The 18,529-nt window shown below is 54.2% G+C and carries 8 protein-coding genes and 1 pseudogene; 7 read left to right on the top strand and 2 right to left on the bottom strand.

What is annotated here, in order from left to right; translation table 11 throughout:
* Positions 1-14 precede the first annotated feature (14 nt).
* The 6 genes and pseudogenes from BLT02_RS05485 (at position 15) to rsmI (ending at position 14,306) form a co-directional block, all read left to right on the top strand.
* A complete protein-coding gene (locus BLT02_RS05485) occupies positions 15-7,337 on the top strand; it encodes a leucine-rich repeat protein (protein ID WP_139187434.1) in 7,323 nt (2,440 codons plus the stop codon).
* A gap of 540 nt (positions 7,338-7,877) precedes the next feature.
* Positions 7,878-9,293, top strand: coding sequence for a pyruvate kinase (gene pyk, locus BLT02_RS05480; RefSeq protein WP_092992382.1), 1,416 nt, complete (start codon positions 7,878-7,880; stop codon positions 9,291-9,293).
* A gap of 286 nt (positions 9,294-9,579) precedes the next feature.
* On the top strand, positions 9,580-10,758 hold the full coding sequence (locus BLT02_RS05470; protein WP_092992378.1) for a DNA polymerase III subunit: 1,179 nt from the start codon (positions 9,580-9,582) through the stop codon (positions 10,756-10,758).
* Positions 10,759-10,932: 174 nt separating this feature from the next.
* A pseudogene (locus BLT02_RS17730) lies at positions 10,933-11,742 on the top strand (stage 0 sporulation family protein); the annotation flags it as partial.
* A 578-nt stretch (positions 11,743-12,320) separates the two neighbouring features.
* Positions 12,321-13,271, top strand: a complete 951-nt coding sequence (locus tag BLT02_RS05460) for a tRNA1(Val) (adenine(37)-N6)-methyltransferase (RefSeq protein WP_092992374.1) — start codon at positions 12,321-12,323, stop codon at positions 13,269-13,271.
* 192 nt (positions 13,272-13,463) lie between these two features.
* On the top strand, positions 13,464-14,306 hold the full coding sequence (gene rsmI / locus BLT02_RS05455) for a 16S rRNA (cytidine(1402)-2'-O)-methyltransferase (RefSeq protein WP_092992372.1): 843 nt from the start codon (positions 13,464-13,466) through the stop codon (positions 14,304-14,306).
* Between the two features lie 112 nt (positions 14,307-14,418).
* On the opposite strand, the gene BLT02_RS05450 is transcribed toward rsmI, so the two are convergent.
* Both BLT02_RS05450 and BLT02_RS05445 read right to left on the bottom strand, forming a co-directional pair.
* Complete coding sequence (locus BLT02_RS05450) at positions 14,419-15,024, bottom strand: DUF1349 domain-containing protein (RefSeq protein WP_092992370.1); 606 nt, start codon at positions 15,022-15,024, stop codon at positions 14,419-14,421.
* 37 nt (positions 15,025-15,061) lie between these two features.
* The gene (locus BLT02_RS05445) at positions 15,062-16,570 is read right to left on the bottom strand and encodes an AI-2E family transporter (RefSeq protein ID WP_092992368.1); all 1,509 of its coding nucleotides are present in this window, start codon (positions 16,568-16,570) and stop codon (positions 15,062-15,064) included.
* Between the two features lie 455 nt (positions 16,571-17,025).
* On the opposite strand from BLT02_RS05445, the gene BLT02_RS05440 reads away from it, so the two are divergent.
* Positions 17,026-18,501 carry a sucrose-6-phosphate hydrolase gene (locus BLT02_RS05440; protein ID WP_092992366.1) on the top strand — a complete coding sequence of 492 codons (1,476 nt, stop codon included), beginning with the start codon at positions 17,026-17,028 and terminating at the stop codon, positions 18,499-18,501.
* The last annotated feature ends 28 nt before the right edge of the window (positions 18,502-18,529 follow it).

The raw sequence follows: 18,529 nt of genomic DNA, 5'->3' as shown, positions 1-18,529 counted from the left end.
GCGGCGTCCTCGTCATGACCAACGAAAATGACTATGTGAAGGTGGAAGGGGAGCTCTATGTAAGCGGCTTCCACGACTTCCGCGACAGAAATGATGTCTATGTGGAAAATACCCTGACCGCGGGTACACTGGAACTGGAAGGAAATTTCTGCCAGAACGGCCGGAGAGAAGCCTTCCGCGCATCCGGCTCCCACAGGACCATTCTGCGGGGTGACGGCGTGCAGGCTGTCCAGATGGAAAGCGCTGACAGCTGGTTTAACATCCTGGATCTGCAAAATGATCTTTCCGAATACATTTTCGGCCTCGTTCCCTGCTGGGCCGTTCTGACGCGGAACGGAGAGCCTGTCGGCGACGAAGCGGTCGCGGCGATTCCCTATACAGCTTCTGTCAATGAAAAAGACAAGACACTGACGATCCTCAGTTGGAAGGATGAATCCGCGGAGATCGTGATCCCGGATCAGCTGAACGGCTATACTGTCACCGGTATCGGGAGAGAGGTTTTCAGGAACAGAACATCGATGGAAGGGATCACGCTTCCCGCAAATCTCACAGAGATCGGCGAAGCTGCTTTCCGCGGCTGTACTGCCCTCACCGGGATCGAGTTCCCTGCCGCGCTCAAAGTGATCGGGAGCAATGCTTTCCGCGACTGCACATCCCTGACGACAGTGACCTTTTCGGAGGGCAGTACACTGGAGACGATCAGAAACAGCGCTTTTGAGAACGACAAGCTGCTCGAGTCTGTCGCGATCCCGGAAGGCACGTCCAAAATTGGAGAATACGCTTTTTATGGCTGCTCCGCTCTGAAAAAAGTCACCATGCCGGGTACAGTCAATGAAATGGGCATCCAGGTTTTCCGGAACACGGCACTCACTACAGCCGGCCCCACTGGCTCCGGGGCGGACTATGAGCTCGGATGGACCACGGAGATCCCGGCCTATGGCTTTGACTGGATCGACACCCTGACTGAGATCACGCTGCCCGAAGGCATTACGAAGCTCGGCCGCAATGCCATTGCGGAATGCCGTTCCCTCACGCAGGTCGGACTTCCCGCAAGCCTCCGGACAATGGGAGAGGAGGTCTTCAGCGGCTGTGAGAAGCTGCCGCGGATCGACTTCCCCAATGGGATCAGGATCCTGCCCACGAGAGCGCTGCGCCGGTGCCTGGCCCTGAAGGAGGTCTCTCTGCCGGCTTCTCTCACGACGATCAAAAACAGCGCGTTTGAGCGGTGCGAGTCCCTGGAGGAGATCGTCCTGCCCGAAGGCCTGGAGGAAATTGAAAGCTATGCGTTTACCGACTGCAAGAGCCTTATGGGCGTCGCCTTCCCGGAGGGCCTGACCTATCTTCCGGACAGATGTCTGATCAACTGCAGGTCCCTGGAAGAGGTGACTCTTCCCGATTCCCTGCGGGAGATCAGGGGCTGGGCCTTTGAAAACTGTGAGTCTCTGACCGTTCTGGAGATTCCGGACGGCGTGACCACGATCAGATCGCTGGCCTTTAAAAACGCAAAGAATCTGACCCAGCTCATCGTTCCCGAGAGCGTCACTACACTGGACAACGACGCGATCCTGGAGACCAACAGCTCCTCCCTCGTGATGTATGTAGTCCCGGGCAGCACGGCTGAGCAGTATGCCATCGACCATGGGATCTCCTATGAGAACCTGACCAATACCGGATCCGCGGTCAGCGTCAAAGTCACGGATCCGAATGGAGAAACAATTGTAAACGGATATTCCGTCTCCTGGTACGCATCAGATTCCGATACCCTTCTGGGCACCGGTAAAAAGCTGCGGAACGTGCAGGCCGGGACGCAGGTCGTCTGCAGGGTCATCCTGAACGAAGAACTGGGAAGCCTCTATATCCAGCCCGATGACGTGACCTATACCGCCGGCAGTACAGACGGCACCGCTGAGATCACCCTGAGGGCATTTGAGACCATCACAGTCCGGGGTACCGTCAAGGACGCGGAAGGCGCTGCCATCCCGAATGCGGCGCTGGAGCTGAAGCAGACCCTGAACGGCATGTATGACAAGACAGTAGAGGCACAGGCGGATGAAGCCGGAGCCTTCACTTTGGATGCCAAAAAGGCACGTGCCGCACTGACTGTCTCAGCGGAAGGATATTATGACGGCGCTTATGCTGTTTCCGAGAGCAGTATCCAGGAGGGCACAGCTGTTGTGAACGCCGTCCTGGAAAAGATACCGGCGGACAAGATCACCCTGACGCTTGGCAGACAGGCTGCGGCGGTACCGGGGGAAGAACCCGAAATCACTGTGCAGACTAATGCGAACGGGCTTGTCCTGTCTGTTTACAATGAAACAAAGCAGAAATCCGTCAAGGATTTCCGTTTCCAGTATCCCTATCTGAATCTGGGCGGAGACGCTGCGGCAGCCGGGGACCGGATCCGCCTGTCCCTGCAGGATGAAAACAAAGTGCTGACGGCGGAAGATGTGACCGTCACCCTCGACGAGAACCGCTGCGGGAGCGCAGAGTGGCTCCTTGTGGAAAACGGAAAGCTCCGGCTTGACGGGATCAAGGCTTCCGACGCGGAGAATTCCAGAAGTACCGTGATGATCTTCGATGCCTCAGGCAGGATCATGGAATCCGGTACAGCTGCAGGCAGCTATGCGTCAAAACCGCTTTCCGCAGGAGACTATACCCTGGTCCTGATCGAGAAGACAGCCCTTCTGCAGGGACTGGATTCCTTTGGCAGACTGGCGGAACTCGGACTTGCGGAAGGTACGGATTTTGTCAGACAGAACGTAACCATCAACAACGGCGTGATCACGGTCCTGGAGAACGTGACCGTTCCGGATCTTGACGAGACGAAGCTGTACTATACAGTGGATAACGCCACTCGTTTCTGGACCGCTGCCGGCAAGGTCACGACAGGCCAGTATGTGACTCTGCGGGCGACCTATGAGATCGACAGGCAGAAGGCTGCACAGACCTCCGGGGAGACGCTCACTTTTGAAATTCCCGACGGCCTCACCTTCGTGCAGGGAAGCCTTACGTCTGACGGCAGGGCAGCAGCGTGCACGGTGCAGGAGGATGACGAGACCGGCAGTACACAGGTCACGGTCCGGATGAATACCGGAAAGGGAACAGTGCGGTTCTACGTCGTGCCCACGTCCTCGGGCGTCAAAAAGGCCCATGCCTATCTTTCTTTCAAAAAAGGAACGGAAGATGTCATGCAGCCCGTCGGCGCGGTTTCTGTGGGCGTCGAAGCAGCCAGCATTTCCGTCCCTTCCAGGACAGGATTTAAGAAGGTCACAGTCTCGGGCAAGACCGCCAGGGGCAGTGAAGTAACAGTGTATGACAACGGCCAGGCAGTCGGGACCACCGAGACGAACAAGAACGGCACCTGGAGTCTGGAATTCGACCTGGTCCGGCCGCTTAAATACTCCTACCACGAAATCTACGCACAGGTTGAGAACAGCGAATACGGCGATATCGAGACGGAGAAGGCCGGCATTCTCTATAACGCCAACTTTGTCCAGGTCTCGAAAGTGACCATGATCAATACGGCGCATCCGAGCTCCAACCTCCGCCCGACGGAGTACAGGACCGTATTTGATTTCCTGCACCCCGAAAGCACTGTGCCGACCTATAACTACTGGCCGTCCTATCCGACCTTCACCTTCCTGGTGGAGTTTACGGGCGAGAGTGTGGAAGGCATCAGCAACGTCCGCGTGATCACCACAAATGCCGCCGGCGACAGGACGGCAGTGACCTGTACCTACGACGAGGCCGGCGGGGTCTGGGTCGGGACCCGCGATTACCGTTCTTTCTCCGACGTCCCCTGCAAAGTGGCCGTCAAATGCGACAATGCGAGCGGCGATGCCATCGATGACAGTATGGATATGGACGATATGGCGGAATTCCTCGCGGAGGCCAGGAACATCGACGAATCTGCGGGACCGCTGGTGGAAGAGTTCGCCAATATCCAGAACGAGACGATCGCCAACGAACGCGTCTCCTTTGATTTTACAGCGGGCGACGAAAAGCTCGGCGAGTACAGCATGGTCCTCCTGGATTACGCGGATTTCGACCTTGAAGCATGGAAGAAGGACCGCTATGTGGAATTCGAGGGGTCGGACGGCTCCATCAGTTATGAAGCCGGATGGCTTACGGACGAAACCTATACGATCTATACGGCATACCCTGATGATGAGATTTATATAAAAGAAGTTGTCAGACTGACTCCCGGCGCGTCCGCCCAGGGGACTGCGTCGAAGAGCGGCGCAGGCTTCAGGGCGCCGCTGGCAGGCTCGGCGGTTTACGATCCGGCCAGAAAGTCCCTGTCGCTGGATGAGTGGACAGACACTGTTACCGCCGGCTATAAGGCAAATGGCGACATAGGCAAGGGCTTTAAGCAGATCACGGGGATCCAGGACGCGATCGACCTCGGGAATGATTTCCTGAACGTCGGGGCAAATGAAAGTACCCTGCGCTATGCCCTTGGCGAGTACAAAAACGCCATCATCCGGAAAAACTGCAAGTGCATCACGAAGGACATGAAGGACGGATACTGGAGAGATGCCGAGGATATAGAAAAGCAGATCGATGATTATGTCAGGCGGGCCAATATCCTTATGGGCGGAACCTATGCCGCCGGTCTTGTGATGGATTACTGCGGCGGAAAGGTCCTGAAATTCGGCGGAAAGCTTGCCAAACTGGGCTGCAAGAAGCTCTACAAGGCCGCTATGAAGCGGTATGGAGGCAAGGTGTCCAGATCCGTCCGCAGGGCTGTTTTCCACGGCGCTGCCATCATCGCGAATGAAGCCGGGGGCTACGTCGAGAAAAAGATGGGCGACCTCACAAAATACGTTACAGGTTTGTTCGACGTCAAGGGCGTGGTCCAGGATGGCTTCATTTCGCTGAGAGACTATATCCGCAACAGTATCAGGGCCTTGAATGTCTATAAATGCCCCTGCGAGAAGGGCGGCGGAAAGTGTGAGTGCGATCCCAATCAGGAGGATCCTGACGAAGAGCCGGAGGAAGAACCCGACGAACATGGCGGCGGCCCCGACGGCGGCGGCTATACGGGAATCCGGTCGGCCACACCCATCGCCGACCCGTCCGGCTACGTCTACGAGGCTGTGCCTTCCAACCGTGTTGAAGGCGTCACGGCGACGATCTACCAGTATGCGGAGATCATCGATTATGATGAATACGGAGAGGAGACCGGCAGAAGAAAAGAAGAAGTCAAATGGGACGCGGAGAACTACGACCAGGTGAACCCGCAGACCACGGACACCTACGGTATCTTCGGATGGGATGTTCCGGAGGGCAGCTGGGTCGTCAAGTTCAACAAGGAAGGATATGAGGACGCCGACAGTTATAATGACGCAGCGGCGACCTATGCGGGAGAAAACGGAAAGCACTACCTGCCCGTGCCGCCCATCCAGACCGAAGTCAACACGGCCATGGTCTCAACGGCTGCGCCCGAAGTAGCAGGCGTCAGCGCCTACGAGGGCGAGATTGACATCGATTTCAGCCAGTACATGCAGATCGACACGGTGAATACGTCCAATGTCACCGTCACAGCGTCGGGTGGAACTGCCGTCACCGGCACCATTGAGCCGCTCAACGCCGAGGATAACTATGACGGAACCGCCCGGTATGCTTCCTCCTTCGCCTTCAGACCGGCGCAGACGGCAGGCGCACTGTCCGGGACTGTCACCGTAGCTGTCAAAAATGTGAAGAACTACGCCGGAACGGCCATCGCCGCCGCCTACAGCGGACAGCACGCAGTCACGGTCATGCCCAGGAGCCTGGAGATCACCGGGGAGACGGGCATGCTCCACCACGACAGTACGGAACTGACCATCCGTGTCCTTCCCGCGGAAGCAGGGGCAGGCCGGACCCTTACCATCACCTCTTACTCACCGAGTATTGTCTCTGTCGGACAGCAGACCGTCACGACGGATGAAAACGGCCTGGCCAGTGTCACCCTGGAAGGCAGTCTTCCCGGCCAGGGCATCCTGGAGATCGCCCTCGACGGAACAAAGATCGCCGAAGAAAAACAGATCACTGTGACCGCGCGGCAGGCAGCATCGGCCATCCGGTCCCTGGAAGACGGAAACGCGGCCATCACCCTTGAAACAGAGGGACTCACCTACGACGGCAGGGAGAAAAAACCGGCTGTCAGGGTGAGCTATGACGGAAGCGGCCTTGAGGAAGGCACGGACTACACCGTCACTTACAGCAACAATATTAAAGCCGGAACGGACACCGCGAAGGTGACCGTCACGGGCACAGGCCTCTACGAGGGAACCCTTGAACAGACCTTCAGCATTGCCAGGGCGGCGCTCGCCTCTGCCGATGTGACGCTTGCCTCCGGCACTTATACCTACAACGGAAAATCCCAGAAACCTGCCGTCACAGTAAAACACGGCGGAAAGAAACTCGCTTCCGGAACGGATTACTCTGTAACCTACAGCGACAACGTCCACGCGGGGACCGCGTCGGTGAAGGTCGCCGGCAAGGGCAACTACAAGGGTACGGTCACGAAGAAATTCACCATCGCAAAGGCTGCCCAGTCGATCAAACTGACCGTGGATGCCACAAAGATCGCTGTCGGAAAGACAACGGCCATCAAGGTCTCCGGCACGAAGGGAAGCATCTCGTTCAAGTCCGCCTCAGAGAAACTGGCCACAGTCAAGAAGAAAGACAGCAAGACCGGCACTGTCAAGGCCGTCAAGGTCGGCAAGGTCAAGATCACGGTGACCGCGGCGAAGACATCCGACTTCAACGCTGTCTCCAAAGCAGTTACCATCAGCGTTGTCCCCGCCGCAACTTCGACGTTTAAGGCGGATAACCAGGTCACCGGCATCATGCTGACCTGGAAGAAGGTCGCCGGTGCGAACGCCTATATCATCTATCGCGGAAGCACGCAGATCGCGGCCATCAAAAACGGCTCTACCGTCACCTACACGGACAAGAAAGCCAATACCAACGGGACGAAATACACCTACAAGATCATCGCCAGCGCCTCCTCCACCGGCAGGAGCACGCTCTCGAAGAGCGTCACGACCTACCGGGTTGCCAGACCGGCCATCAGCACGCTGACCAACAGCGGCGCAAAGAAGATGACAGTCAAATGGGGCAAAAATGCCAAGGCGAGTGGCTATCAGATCCAGTACAGCACAGACAAGACCTTCAAGACCGGAAACAATTCGGTGACCATTTCGGGCGCCTCCACAGTGGCCAAAGCGATCACCGGCCTCACAAAGGGCAAGACCTATTATGTACGGATCCGCACATTCAAGACCGCGGGCAGTACCAAATACTTCTCCGCCTGGAGCCCGGTCAAGAACGTGAAGATCACAAAATAAGGTAAAACAGGGCTTTACAGCCCGTAAAACAAGGAGCAGCAGGGATTTACAGCCCGCAGAACAAGGTAAAACAGGGCTTTACAGCCCGTAAAACAAGGAAAAGCAGCAGCCGCACGCTTATTTGCATGCGGCTGCTGTTTTTTGTAAAGCCCCGGATCATGATGTACAGATATACAGATATACAGATATACCATTTTTTGCGCAGATCTGTACCTGGTTATGCTGCATTTCTCTTTACCCGGACTGCTGCCTCGTGAAAAACATTTCCCTGTATTCAAGACTCGCTCATACAACCCGGAAGACAGAAGTCACGAGAATCCGTAGGTTTTACTACAATTTAGTGATTAAAATAATTTCATATAATTTATTCTTTATCAAAGCGGATGTTTCATTTATAATACAATCAACAGGACATACACACACAGCACTGTTATCGAAGATGGGGATCTCACATTTCCAAGTGATGATCACAGAGGAGCAGGGAACTCTTTTTTACAAACAGTTCCCGGGATTCAGCAGTATGGAAGGAGAGGAAACTTTATGCGCAAGACAAAGATCATCTGCACGATCGGGCCGGCCAGTGAGAGCGAGGAGAAGCTCCGCGAGCTGATCGACGCCGGTATGAACGTCGCAAGATTCAATTTTTCACACGGGACCCATGAGGAGCACAGAAATAAATTTAAACGTCTGGTGCGTATCCGCAAGGAAATGGGAAAACCCGTCGCCACGCTGATGGACACAAAGGGACCGGAGATCAGGCTGCGCGATTTTGAGGGCGGGAAAGTCGTTCTCGAAAAGGGCAAGGGCTTCACGCTTACGACCGAGGAAGTGATGGGAACAGCTGAACGCGCTACCATCAGTTACAAGAACCTGGTCAAAGACGTATCCAAGGGCAGCGTGATCCTGATCGATGACGGCCTGATCGAGCTGAAGGTTGAAAACGTCACCGATACAGATATCCACTGCAGAATCATCAACGGCGGCCCCGTCTCCAACCACAAGGGCGTGAATGTCCCTGACACGGACCTGTCCATGCCCTTCATCAGTGACCAGGACCGCGAAGACATCGAATTCGGCTGCAAGCTGGGCTATGAATATATTGCCGCTTCCTTTACAAGGACGGCGCAGGATATCCGCGATATCCGCAAGATCCTGGATGCTCACGGCAGCAAGATGAAGATCATTGCCAAGATCGAAAGCACGCAGGGTATCAACAACATTGATGAGATCCTTGACGAAGCGGACGGCGTAATGGTTGCCCGCGGCGACCTGGGTGTCGAAGTCCCCATGGAGGAAGTGCCTGTCTACCAGAAGCACATCATCCATCTCGCCGAGATCCGCGGAAAGATCGTCGTCACCGCTACCCAGATGCTGGATTCCATGATGCACAATCCCCGTCCCACCAGGGCAGAAGCAACGGATGTCGCCAACGCCATTTATGACGGGACTACGGCGATCATGCTTTCCGGAGAGACCGCCAGCGGCGCCTATCCGGTGGAAGCAGTCAAGACCATGTCCAGGATCGCGGAGGCCGCGGAGAACGACATCAATTACCGGCTCCGCTTTATGCAGCGGCCGGAAGAGATCAATGCGGACATCACGACCGCGATCTCCCATTCGACCTGTATGGTTGCCCAGGATGTCAAGGCAAAAGCCATCGTGACCGTCACCATGTCCGGCTTCACCGCCCACAGGATCAGCAAGTACAAACCCACCTGCCCCATCGTGGCCTGCGCTGTCCATGAGACCGTCGCCTGTCAGATGAACCTTCTGTTCGGTGTCGTCCCCCTCAATATCCCTCAGGAGGACAACGAGGAGATGCTCTTTGAATCCGCCGTGATCGCTGCCAGGAAATCGGGTATCGTGGACAAGGGTGATAAGATCGTCCTCACCGCGGGCATTCCTCTGGGACAGGCCGGCAACACCAACATGATCCGCGTGATCGAGGTCTTCTGATATTGGCTTTCTGATATTTAAGTAGGGCGTTTTCTCAGCCTGTCTTTTTGGGCTTCGTACATTTTTACACGGTCCCGGATCTGGGAGAAGTCGACAAGACATTCTCCCCCGTAGATATTGACGGGAATTTTGTTGTCAAAACTGGAAATGGAAATGTCAGGGTCATCGCCGAAAATACAGGTGATGACCCTTTCCTTTAATAATCCAAAAATAATCCATAATAAGTCTGCACAGGTCATGAGGCCATCCATTGCGTATTGAAATCCTCTGAGGTATACTGTCAGTTATGAACAGATTTTCAGAGATCATAGGGCAGGACATCATCGTCTCGCATCTTCAGAACGCGCTGCGCACGGGCGGCGTATCCCACGCATATATCCTCAACGGGGCAAAAGGCTCCGGGCGGCATATGATCGCCCGGAGTTTTTCGGCTGCTCTGCTGTGCGAAAATGCACGGCCTGCCAAATATGTGTCTGATAAAAAAGCTCCCGGCGAAAACGCCCCTGCGGCGGAAAACGGCGAAAACGCTCCTGCAGTAGATAAGGTAGAAAACGTTTCTGCGACGGAAACTGGTGATAACGCCCCTGCGGCGGATACGGGAGGAAAGGCTCCTGCCGGTGTGGATGCGGGAGATCTCGAGCCCTGCGGGCAGTGCCTCTCCTGTATTCAGGCGGCTTCCGGGACAAACCCCGACATCATCACTCTGGAGCGGGAAAAGGAGACCAGCATCGGTGTGGGCGACATCCGTAAAATGCGCGCCGATATCATGATCCGCCCCTACAGGGCAGCGCATAAGGTCTACATAATCCCTGACGCGGAAAAAATGACACCCGCGGCCCAGAACGCCCTCCTCAAGACTCTCGAGGAGCCCCCCTCCTATGCGGTCCTCCTCCTTCTGGCCGACGGGACGACAAATTTCCTGCCGACCGTCATGAGCCGCGCCGTCACCCTGCCCCTCAGGCCGGTACCCGAGGACGCTGTGGAAAACTGCCTCAGGGAACGTTTCGGCGCGGAGGAAGAACGCGCCCGTCTCTGCGCCCGTTTTTCCGGCGGCAGCATAGGCAGGGCAGCCCTTCTTCTGGAAAATGATAACTTTGCGAAACTCCGGGAAAAAACGATCTCCTTTCTGCGAAGGATAACGGAAAAAGACGCAGCGGAGATCGCGGCGTTTGCCCGCGATACGGCGGCGCAGGAGGAGACCCGGGACCTCATAGATTTTGTTTTGACCTGGAACAGGGATCTCCTTGTCTGCCGCAGCACACTCTCCACAGAAAACTTGATTTTTACTGATGAAGTACAGTATATTAAAGAAGCTGCGCAAAAAGCTTCCTGGAGCGGGCTCCAGGCGGCCTCCGAAGCGGTGTTCCGCGCCAGGCGCAGACTTTTTTCCAACGTGAATGCGGAGCTGACCCTCCAGATGATGCTTCTGGAGCTGCGCGCCGCTTACAGGACCCGGGGCCGCTGACCCGGGGAGGATTTTATCCGGTATAAATATCCCGCAAAAGGCGCAACAGCACTTTTTAAAAAGTAAAAACCATTAGTTGAAAACTATTTAGTAAAAAATCATTTGTTAAAACAGGAAAACCATTTTTTTAAAGAATATAGATTTTCGAAGCAGTATTTCAGAGGTGTAAAGTATATGGAAGTAACTGAAAATGGAAAAGTAAAGGTCGTAGGAGTCCGGTTCAGGACTGCCGGCAAGATATATTTTTTTGATCCGGGAGATTTTGAGATGACACGCGGGGACCACGTCATTGTGGAGACCGCGAGAGGCGTAGAATACGGTTTTGTAGTCGGAGCGCCCATGGAAGTGAGTGAAAAACATATCCAGAAGCCTCTCAAGGCTGTTCTGCGTCTGAGCACCCGGGAAGATGATGAGCGGATGGAAAGTAACCGCGTGCGGGAGAGGGAAGCCTTCCGGATCTGCCGTGAAAAGATTCAGCGCCGCGGCCTCGAGATGAAACTGATCGACGCGGAATATACTTTTGATAACAGCAAAGTGCTTTTTTATTTTACTGCGGACGGCCGTATCGATTTCAGGGAGCTGGTCAAGGATCTGGCCAGTGTTTTCCGCACACGCATTGAGCTGCGCCAGGTCGGTGTCCGGGATGAGACCAAGATCCTGGGCGGTTATGGCAGCTGCGGAAGACCCCTGTGCTGCCACACCTGGCTCTCGGATTTCATTCCTGTATCCATCAAGATGGCCAAGGAGCAGAATCTTTCGCTGAACCCCGGCAAGATCTCCGGCGTCTGCGGGAGACTCATGTGCTGCCTCAAGAACGAAGCGGAGACCTATGAGGAGCTCAATAAGACCCTGCCTCATCCGGGAGACGAGGTGGAATCCGCAGACGGGCTCAACGGCCTTGTCGAGAGCGTCAATATTCTCCGTCAGACTGCGCGGATCATCGTAGAAGTTGATGACGAAAAAGAGCTCCACGAATATCATGTCAGTGATCTGACGATCCTGCGCAGACGCCGCAGGGGAGCCAGCCGTCCGACCATGCAGAAGACTCCTGTCCAGAAAAATACTCCGAAAGAAAAAGAAGCTCCCCCCAGACAGTCCAGCGGAAAAGAGGGAAGCCGCGAAGGCAGAGATAACCGCGACGGTAAAGAAAACCGTGACAACAGAGAGCCTCGTGATAATAAAGATTCCCGTGACAACAGAGAAAGAGGAGATTACCAGAACCGGTCCCGCCATGAGGGCAGGCCTTTCAGAGAGGGCAGGGAACCCCGGGAATCCCGTGACGGCAGAGAAAGAGGAGAGGGAAGAGACGAAAGCGCCGGAAAAGCTCAGGGTGCCCGCGAGAGCGGCGGCAGAGAACACGGCAGGAGAGACCGCGGCAGAGGCAGAGGCGACCGCCGGTCCCATAAGGATGATTTCCGCAGAGAAGATAATTCCCCCGCAGAAACTTCCAGAGATAATTCCTGAGCTGCACAAGCGCATAAACGCATACACGTCATAAAGCGTAATACGTAATAGCCCGTAATAGCCCCGTAATAGTTATAGAGGAAGAACAGATAGACAGAATGGAAGGTAAAACCGGGACAGACCGTGATAACAGGTCGGAGTACCGTGAGAACAGATTGAAATACCGTGATAACAGGTCAGAATACAAAAGCAGCAGTGCCGGAGACGGAAGCCTGCTCCGCCCAGGCGAACGCATTGATGACCTGCAGAGGGGCGGACTTCGCATCATACAGGATCCCTCCCTTTTCTGTTTCGGGATGGATGCTGTTCTCCTGTCAGCTTATGTCAGGATAAAAAAGGCCCGGCGGGGACTGGACATGGGGACCGGCAACGGCATCATCCCCCTGCTCCTGTCGGACCGGACTGACTGCGCCTCGCTGACAGGTCTGGAGATTCAGCCTGAAAGCGCCGGTCTTGCCGTCCGGAGCATCGCACTCAACGGCCTTCAGGACCGCGTCCATATCGTACAGGGAGATATCAGAGAAGCAGACCGCATTTTTGCACCTGCTTCTTTTGATTTGATTACCTGCAACCCGCCTTATCGCGCTGTAGGCAGCGGCAGGATCACCGGAACCACTTCCGGGCTTACGAGGACACCGGCGGGAACCGCGGGGGATGTTTCCGGGCTTAAGCCGGTACAAAAAGGGAGCATTGAAACCGGATCAGGAATCCCCGGGGAGCCGGACCCCCGGGCGATCGCCCGACACGAGATCCTGTGTACGCTGGACGATGTTGTCCGCGCAGCCTCACGGCTCCTGCGCCCGGGAGGACATTTTTACATGGTGCATCGTCCCATGCGCCTTCCTGAGATCCTGACAAAACTGTGCGCAGCCGGCCTTGAACCTAAACGCATGCGCCTGGTGTATCCCTACGCTGATAAAGAGCCCAATATGGTCCTTCTGGACTGCGTCCGCGGCGGAGCCCCGGAGCTGCGCGTAGAACCGCCCCTCATTGTATATGAAAAAGACGGGACCTACACACCTGAACTCAAACAAATCTACTATGAATGATCCGGAATGGAATAATCCGAAATGAAAATATAATCCGGAATGAAAAACCAGGCAGGAAAATATTAAAACCAGACAGGGAAATACGCAAAAACAACAAGGAAATACCCAAAAACAACAAGGAAATACAAAGACAGACAGGACAATAGAGACAATAAAAAAGAAAGAGAAAATACAGCAGGAGAAAAAACTAAAATGCCGGGAACCCTATATTTGTGCGCGACCCCGATTGGTAATCTCGGGGACATCACCCTTCGTGTCCTCGATACTCTTCGGGAGGCGGACCTGATCGCCGCAGAGGACACACGCAATACCCTGCGCCTCCTCAATCATTTTGAGATTAAAAAGCCCATGACCAGTTATCATGAGCACAATAAATATGAAAAAGCCAGGGAACTCCTGGATCGACTGCACCGCGGTGAGAATATCGCTCTTGTCACGGATGCCGGGACACCTGCGATATCAGACCCCGGAGAGGTACTAGCAGCCCTCTGTATCGAAGAGGGTATCCGGGTCACCTCCCTTCCCGGCGCCTGTGCCCTGATCACAGCCCTCACCATGTCAGGCATGTCCGCCCGGCGCTTCTGTTTTGAAGGGTTTCTTCCCTCTGAAAAGAAGGAGCGCAAAAGGATCCTCGGCCAACTTAAGGACGAGGAACGCACTACGATCCTGTATGAGGCGCCCCACCACCTGCGCGCCACGCTGGCTGAACTTGCCGAAACACTCGGCAGCCGCAGAATCACGCTCTGCCGTGAGCTGACCAAACGCTTTGAGGAGGCCATGCCCCTCACCCTGCCCGAAGCGGTCCGCTATTACGAAGAAAATGAGCCCCGCGGCGAATACGTCCTCGTCATAGAGGGTGCGGATCCGGCCAGGCTCATTGAAAAAAAACAGGCTGTATTTGAAGAGATGCCCCTGGAAGAGCACATGCAGCAATATCTTGATCAGGGACTTTCCCAGAAAGAAGCCATGCGCAGAGTCGCTGCCGACAGAGGCCTCAGCCGGCGGGACATTTACCAGCGCCTGAAAGTAAAATGACCAAGAACTTCGAAAGTATAATGATCTGATCCAGTGCATTGAAAGCGATTTGATCCAGGGCTTTTTTAATTTAATAGTCCGGGACTTTCAAAAGGGAGGTGAATAAGGTCCCTCACTGTCCGGCTTCTTCATCCGGCTTCTGCCCGTCATGGGCTTTCCATGCGCATTCTGTGATCTGCATGTCGGTAAACACAGCTGTAAAGCTGGAATTTTCCGGGCTGCAGGCGTAGATGCCAAAGCGGATCTTGCCGGAGCCCTCCCACATATGACAGACTCGCATTTGAGAGAAGGTCTTCCCATCCGGAGAGCATTCGATACAGTAATCATCTTCCCGGCGGCTGAAGCGGTACCACATCACTTTTACATCAGCAGGAATTTCGGTTGTTGCCCAGTCGGAATAGCCATGATTCGTGACCACAGAACCGAGATTCTGAAACCGGTCATTCTCATACTCAACGGATCCCTTCATCCAGTTTTCACTGTCCAGATACATGACGATGCCGCATTGGTCAAAGCGATGGTGCGAGCCTGAAAAATCTGTTTTGACAATAAAAGAAAAAAACTTCTCTTCTGTTTCTATTTGCAGAACCGGTGCATTATCGTTTCGGAAGTGATAATAGGTCCTCTGCCACAGATCGGTATGCGGTTCGGTCTTTATCCTGATCGTCTCATCTGTAATGCTGTATTGCTTCGGCTCTCTCGTCCACTTGAAATCCATACTGCTCCCCCCTTGATCGTGAGAGGCTTGTCTCTTTTTATCTGGAGCTCTTTTCAGCCGCCTCGTCAGGGTCTGTTGAGGAATTTACTTCTTTAGGATTTGTTGAGGAATCTACTTCCTCAGGGTCTGTTGAGGAATCTGCCTCGTCAGGGTCTGTTGAGGAATCTGCTTCTCCAGGGTCTGTTGTGGCATCCGGTTCTTCAAATCCCGCTGCAGGATCCATTCTTTGTTTATCTTCCTGTCCCGGCTGCGCGGCCGTATCTGAATCCGGATGTGGATCCGGAACCTCTTCCTTTTTGGATCTGAGCAGCCCTGCCTTCACCGCATTGGCTCTTGCGGAAGCAGCCCGGCTGATCTCTCCGGCTATTTCCGCAGCGGTCTTTTTGGACGTCATCTCTATATTGGCCCTCAGAAGATCCTGCGCCAGCTTCTGCTCTTCAAGCCTGTTGAGAATGTAATCGTGATAGAGGAAGTCTCCTATGGCGGCGAAAGGAATCGCCAGAAGGATCCCCGGCACTCCGAGCAGCCGGCCTCCTATGATGAGGGAAATCAGGATCCATACAGAGGAAACTCCGAGGCTTTCACCGAACAGTCTGGGTTTCAGGATATATCCGTCGACCGTCTGGAGGATTACAGTAAACAAAAGAAACCACAGTGCGGCCACCGGATTGGCGAGCACCAGAATAAAGCTGCCCAGCAGTGCGCCAACTAACGGTCCGAAAGTGGGTGCCAGGTTGGTCACTCCGACGATCACCGAGACGACCGCGACATAGGGCATCTTCATGATCAGCATGAAGATCCAGTTGAGCGTGCCGATGATCATGCCGTCCAGGATATCAAAAGCAATGTACTGTACGAGAATCTTGTTGCAGCGGCTCCATACAGAGACCGTATTTTCGTAGACAGAGTCCGGAAGGAGCACGCGCATCAGACGAACGAAACCGACCTTGAGCGTGGCGCCGTCCATCATCAGATAGACTGCGAGAATGATAGAGATGATCCAGTCAAAAAGCTTTGTGCCGAATCCATAGGAAACGTTGACGATTTTGTTCAGATTATCCGGAAGGGTCCTGGTGATCGACTGCAGGAGCTCGTCACTGGATGTGATGAACTGGGACAGGTCAATGTCGTGATTTAAGGCGAACCGGTTGAGCTGCCGCATAAGACCCTGAAAGGACCGGACATAGCTGTTCAGGTTTCCCGCAAAGGTCACCGCGCTGTCTACGATCTGAGGCACCAGAGCGACCATCAGGATCGTAAAAAACACGATCACTGTCACAAAAGAAAGGATCACGGACAGATTGTGCCGCAGACGGTCAGAGGAAATACCATTAAAGACATAGTTTGTGTAGATCTTCACCAGGGGGTCCAGCACAAACGCGATCACAAAGGCCATGATTACCGGAGAGCAGACCTTCCACAGTTTACCCAGTATTCCCCCTATGGCCCCCAGATGTGTCAGGACCATATACAAAAGCACGGCAGTGCACAGAGCGATGGTATAGGCCACCCATTTTTCTTTTAAAAGGTTTTTGTTGAATTTCATTCCAGAAGTCCCTGTGATGACAAATAGATCAAAAGCGGGCTGAAAAAGCTGTACAGTGTTTTTACTGCTTATAACTGCTTATAGCTGTTCTGCTTATATCTGTACAGTATCTGTACAGCGATTATATCAGGAAAATTCAATTCCTGAAGCCCTTCTTTTGTCAGTATATGCCAAAAAATTTAAGCCCGCAAGACTAAGTCATCCAGACCAGAGGAGAGTTATTCAGCCGCTCCGTCTTTACTTATGGAGGCATGAACAATACTTCCCGGTTTTTCCATTTTGAGACATGTAATATGAATTGTATAAAAAACAGAATTTCGGTATAATTTTTCTGTGGTAATAATCCAATATAATTTTCCTGTAGAAATGATTCCGATATGATTTTTCTGTGGAAATAATACTGGCGGGGCTGCCGCCATGCAGGCAGCGAAGCAGAAAGGAGGCAGGGACAGGTCATGAGAGAATGGACACAGGAGGAACGCTACAGGGTGCTGGAAAGCCCTGAAGATGTCAGGGATTTGTATGAACGGATCAGCAAATCAGTTTACAGGCAGACATATCATGTACAGCCTGTGACCGGTCTTTCGAGTGATCCCAACGGTTTTACCTGTCACAAGGGAACCTGGCATCTGTTTTATCAGTGGTGCCCCTGGGGTGCTGTGCACGGTCTGAAATACTGGTACCACGTGACCTCTCCGGATCTTGTGCACTGGTCCAACGCGGGTGTGGGCTTAAAGCCGGACACTTTTTATGATAATAAGGGCACGCATTCCGGCAGCGCGATCTGTGCGGGCGACGACCTCTATTTCTTCTATACGGGGAACCACCGCGACGAGAACTGGGTGCGCACCCCCTATACCTGCGCCGCGAAGCTCGGGGCCGACGGAAGGCCCGAGAAGCTCCCGGAACCTCTTTTCGGCCCCCGCGATGACTACAGCGAGCATCAGCGTGATCCCAAGGTCGTTTACAACGAAGAAAAGAACAGATACTACATATTTATAGGAGCCCAGACCCTCGACAAGAAGGGCACTGTCCTCATTTATCAGTCCGAAGATCTTCTTTCCGGCTGGTCTTTTGCGGGACAGCTGAATGTGGTCGGCTTCGAGGACTTTGGCGGTATGTGGGAGTGCCCCTATATTGTCAACATCAGCGGTTATGACGTCCTGATCTTCTCCCCTCAGTACACAAAGCTTCCGGGGCGTTCAGAGAGCACCAATCACAATGTCTATCTGATCGGGAAGATGGATTATGACACCCTGACCTTCACCCCTGCCTCCGGCTACAGGCATCTCGACTACGGCTTTGACTTTTATGCCGCCCAGGGCGCCTCCAATGTCGGAGATCCCGACAAGGCCATCCTCATCGGCTGGATCGGCCTGCCGGACAACCACTACCCGACGGAGGAAGAGGACTGGGAGGGCAGCATGAGTCTGCCCCGCGAGCTCCGCATTAAAGACGGAAAGCTGCTCCAGACCCCCATTTCCGGCATTGAAGAGCTCCGCGACGGCGAAGCTCCCGCCGACGGCACCCTGCCGCCTGCCTGCGAGATTCTCGTAAATCGTGGCGCCGGCCCGGACATTGAGACTCAGGACTTTGATTTTAACCTCTACACCAAAGTCAACGGTACAGGCGGCCTACGCCTCCACTACGACGCTGCCTCAAAGACCTGCACGATCGACCGGACAGGCCTCAACAAGCGCTTCAATATGGCTGTCGGCGAGGTCCTGGACATGCCTCTCGAGAACCCGCTGAGGAGCCTACGCGTTTTCGTTGACCGCAGTTCCACCGAATACTTCGTCAACGACGGCGAAGCCGTCTTTACCACCCACTCCTACCCCGAAACGGAGGAATTCCACTACACCGTCACAGACGGAGCCGGTGTTAAGATCTACAGGCTGGCCCCTTCTGTAAAGGATGATTTTGTCATCTGACCTGCATCTGTGATGAAATAATAAAAAA

The organism is Sarcina sp. DSM 11001, assembly GCF_900101015.1.
In the GTDB taxonomy this organism is placed as follows: domain Bacteria; phylum Bacillota; class Clostridia; order Lachnospirales; family Lachnospiraceae; genus CAG-791.
The sequence above is the reverse complement of the archived record's forward strand: the minus strand, read 5'-3'. Positions and strand labels throughout refer to the sequence as shown.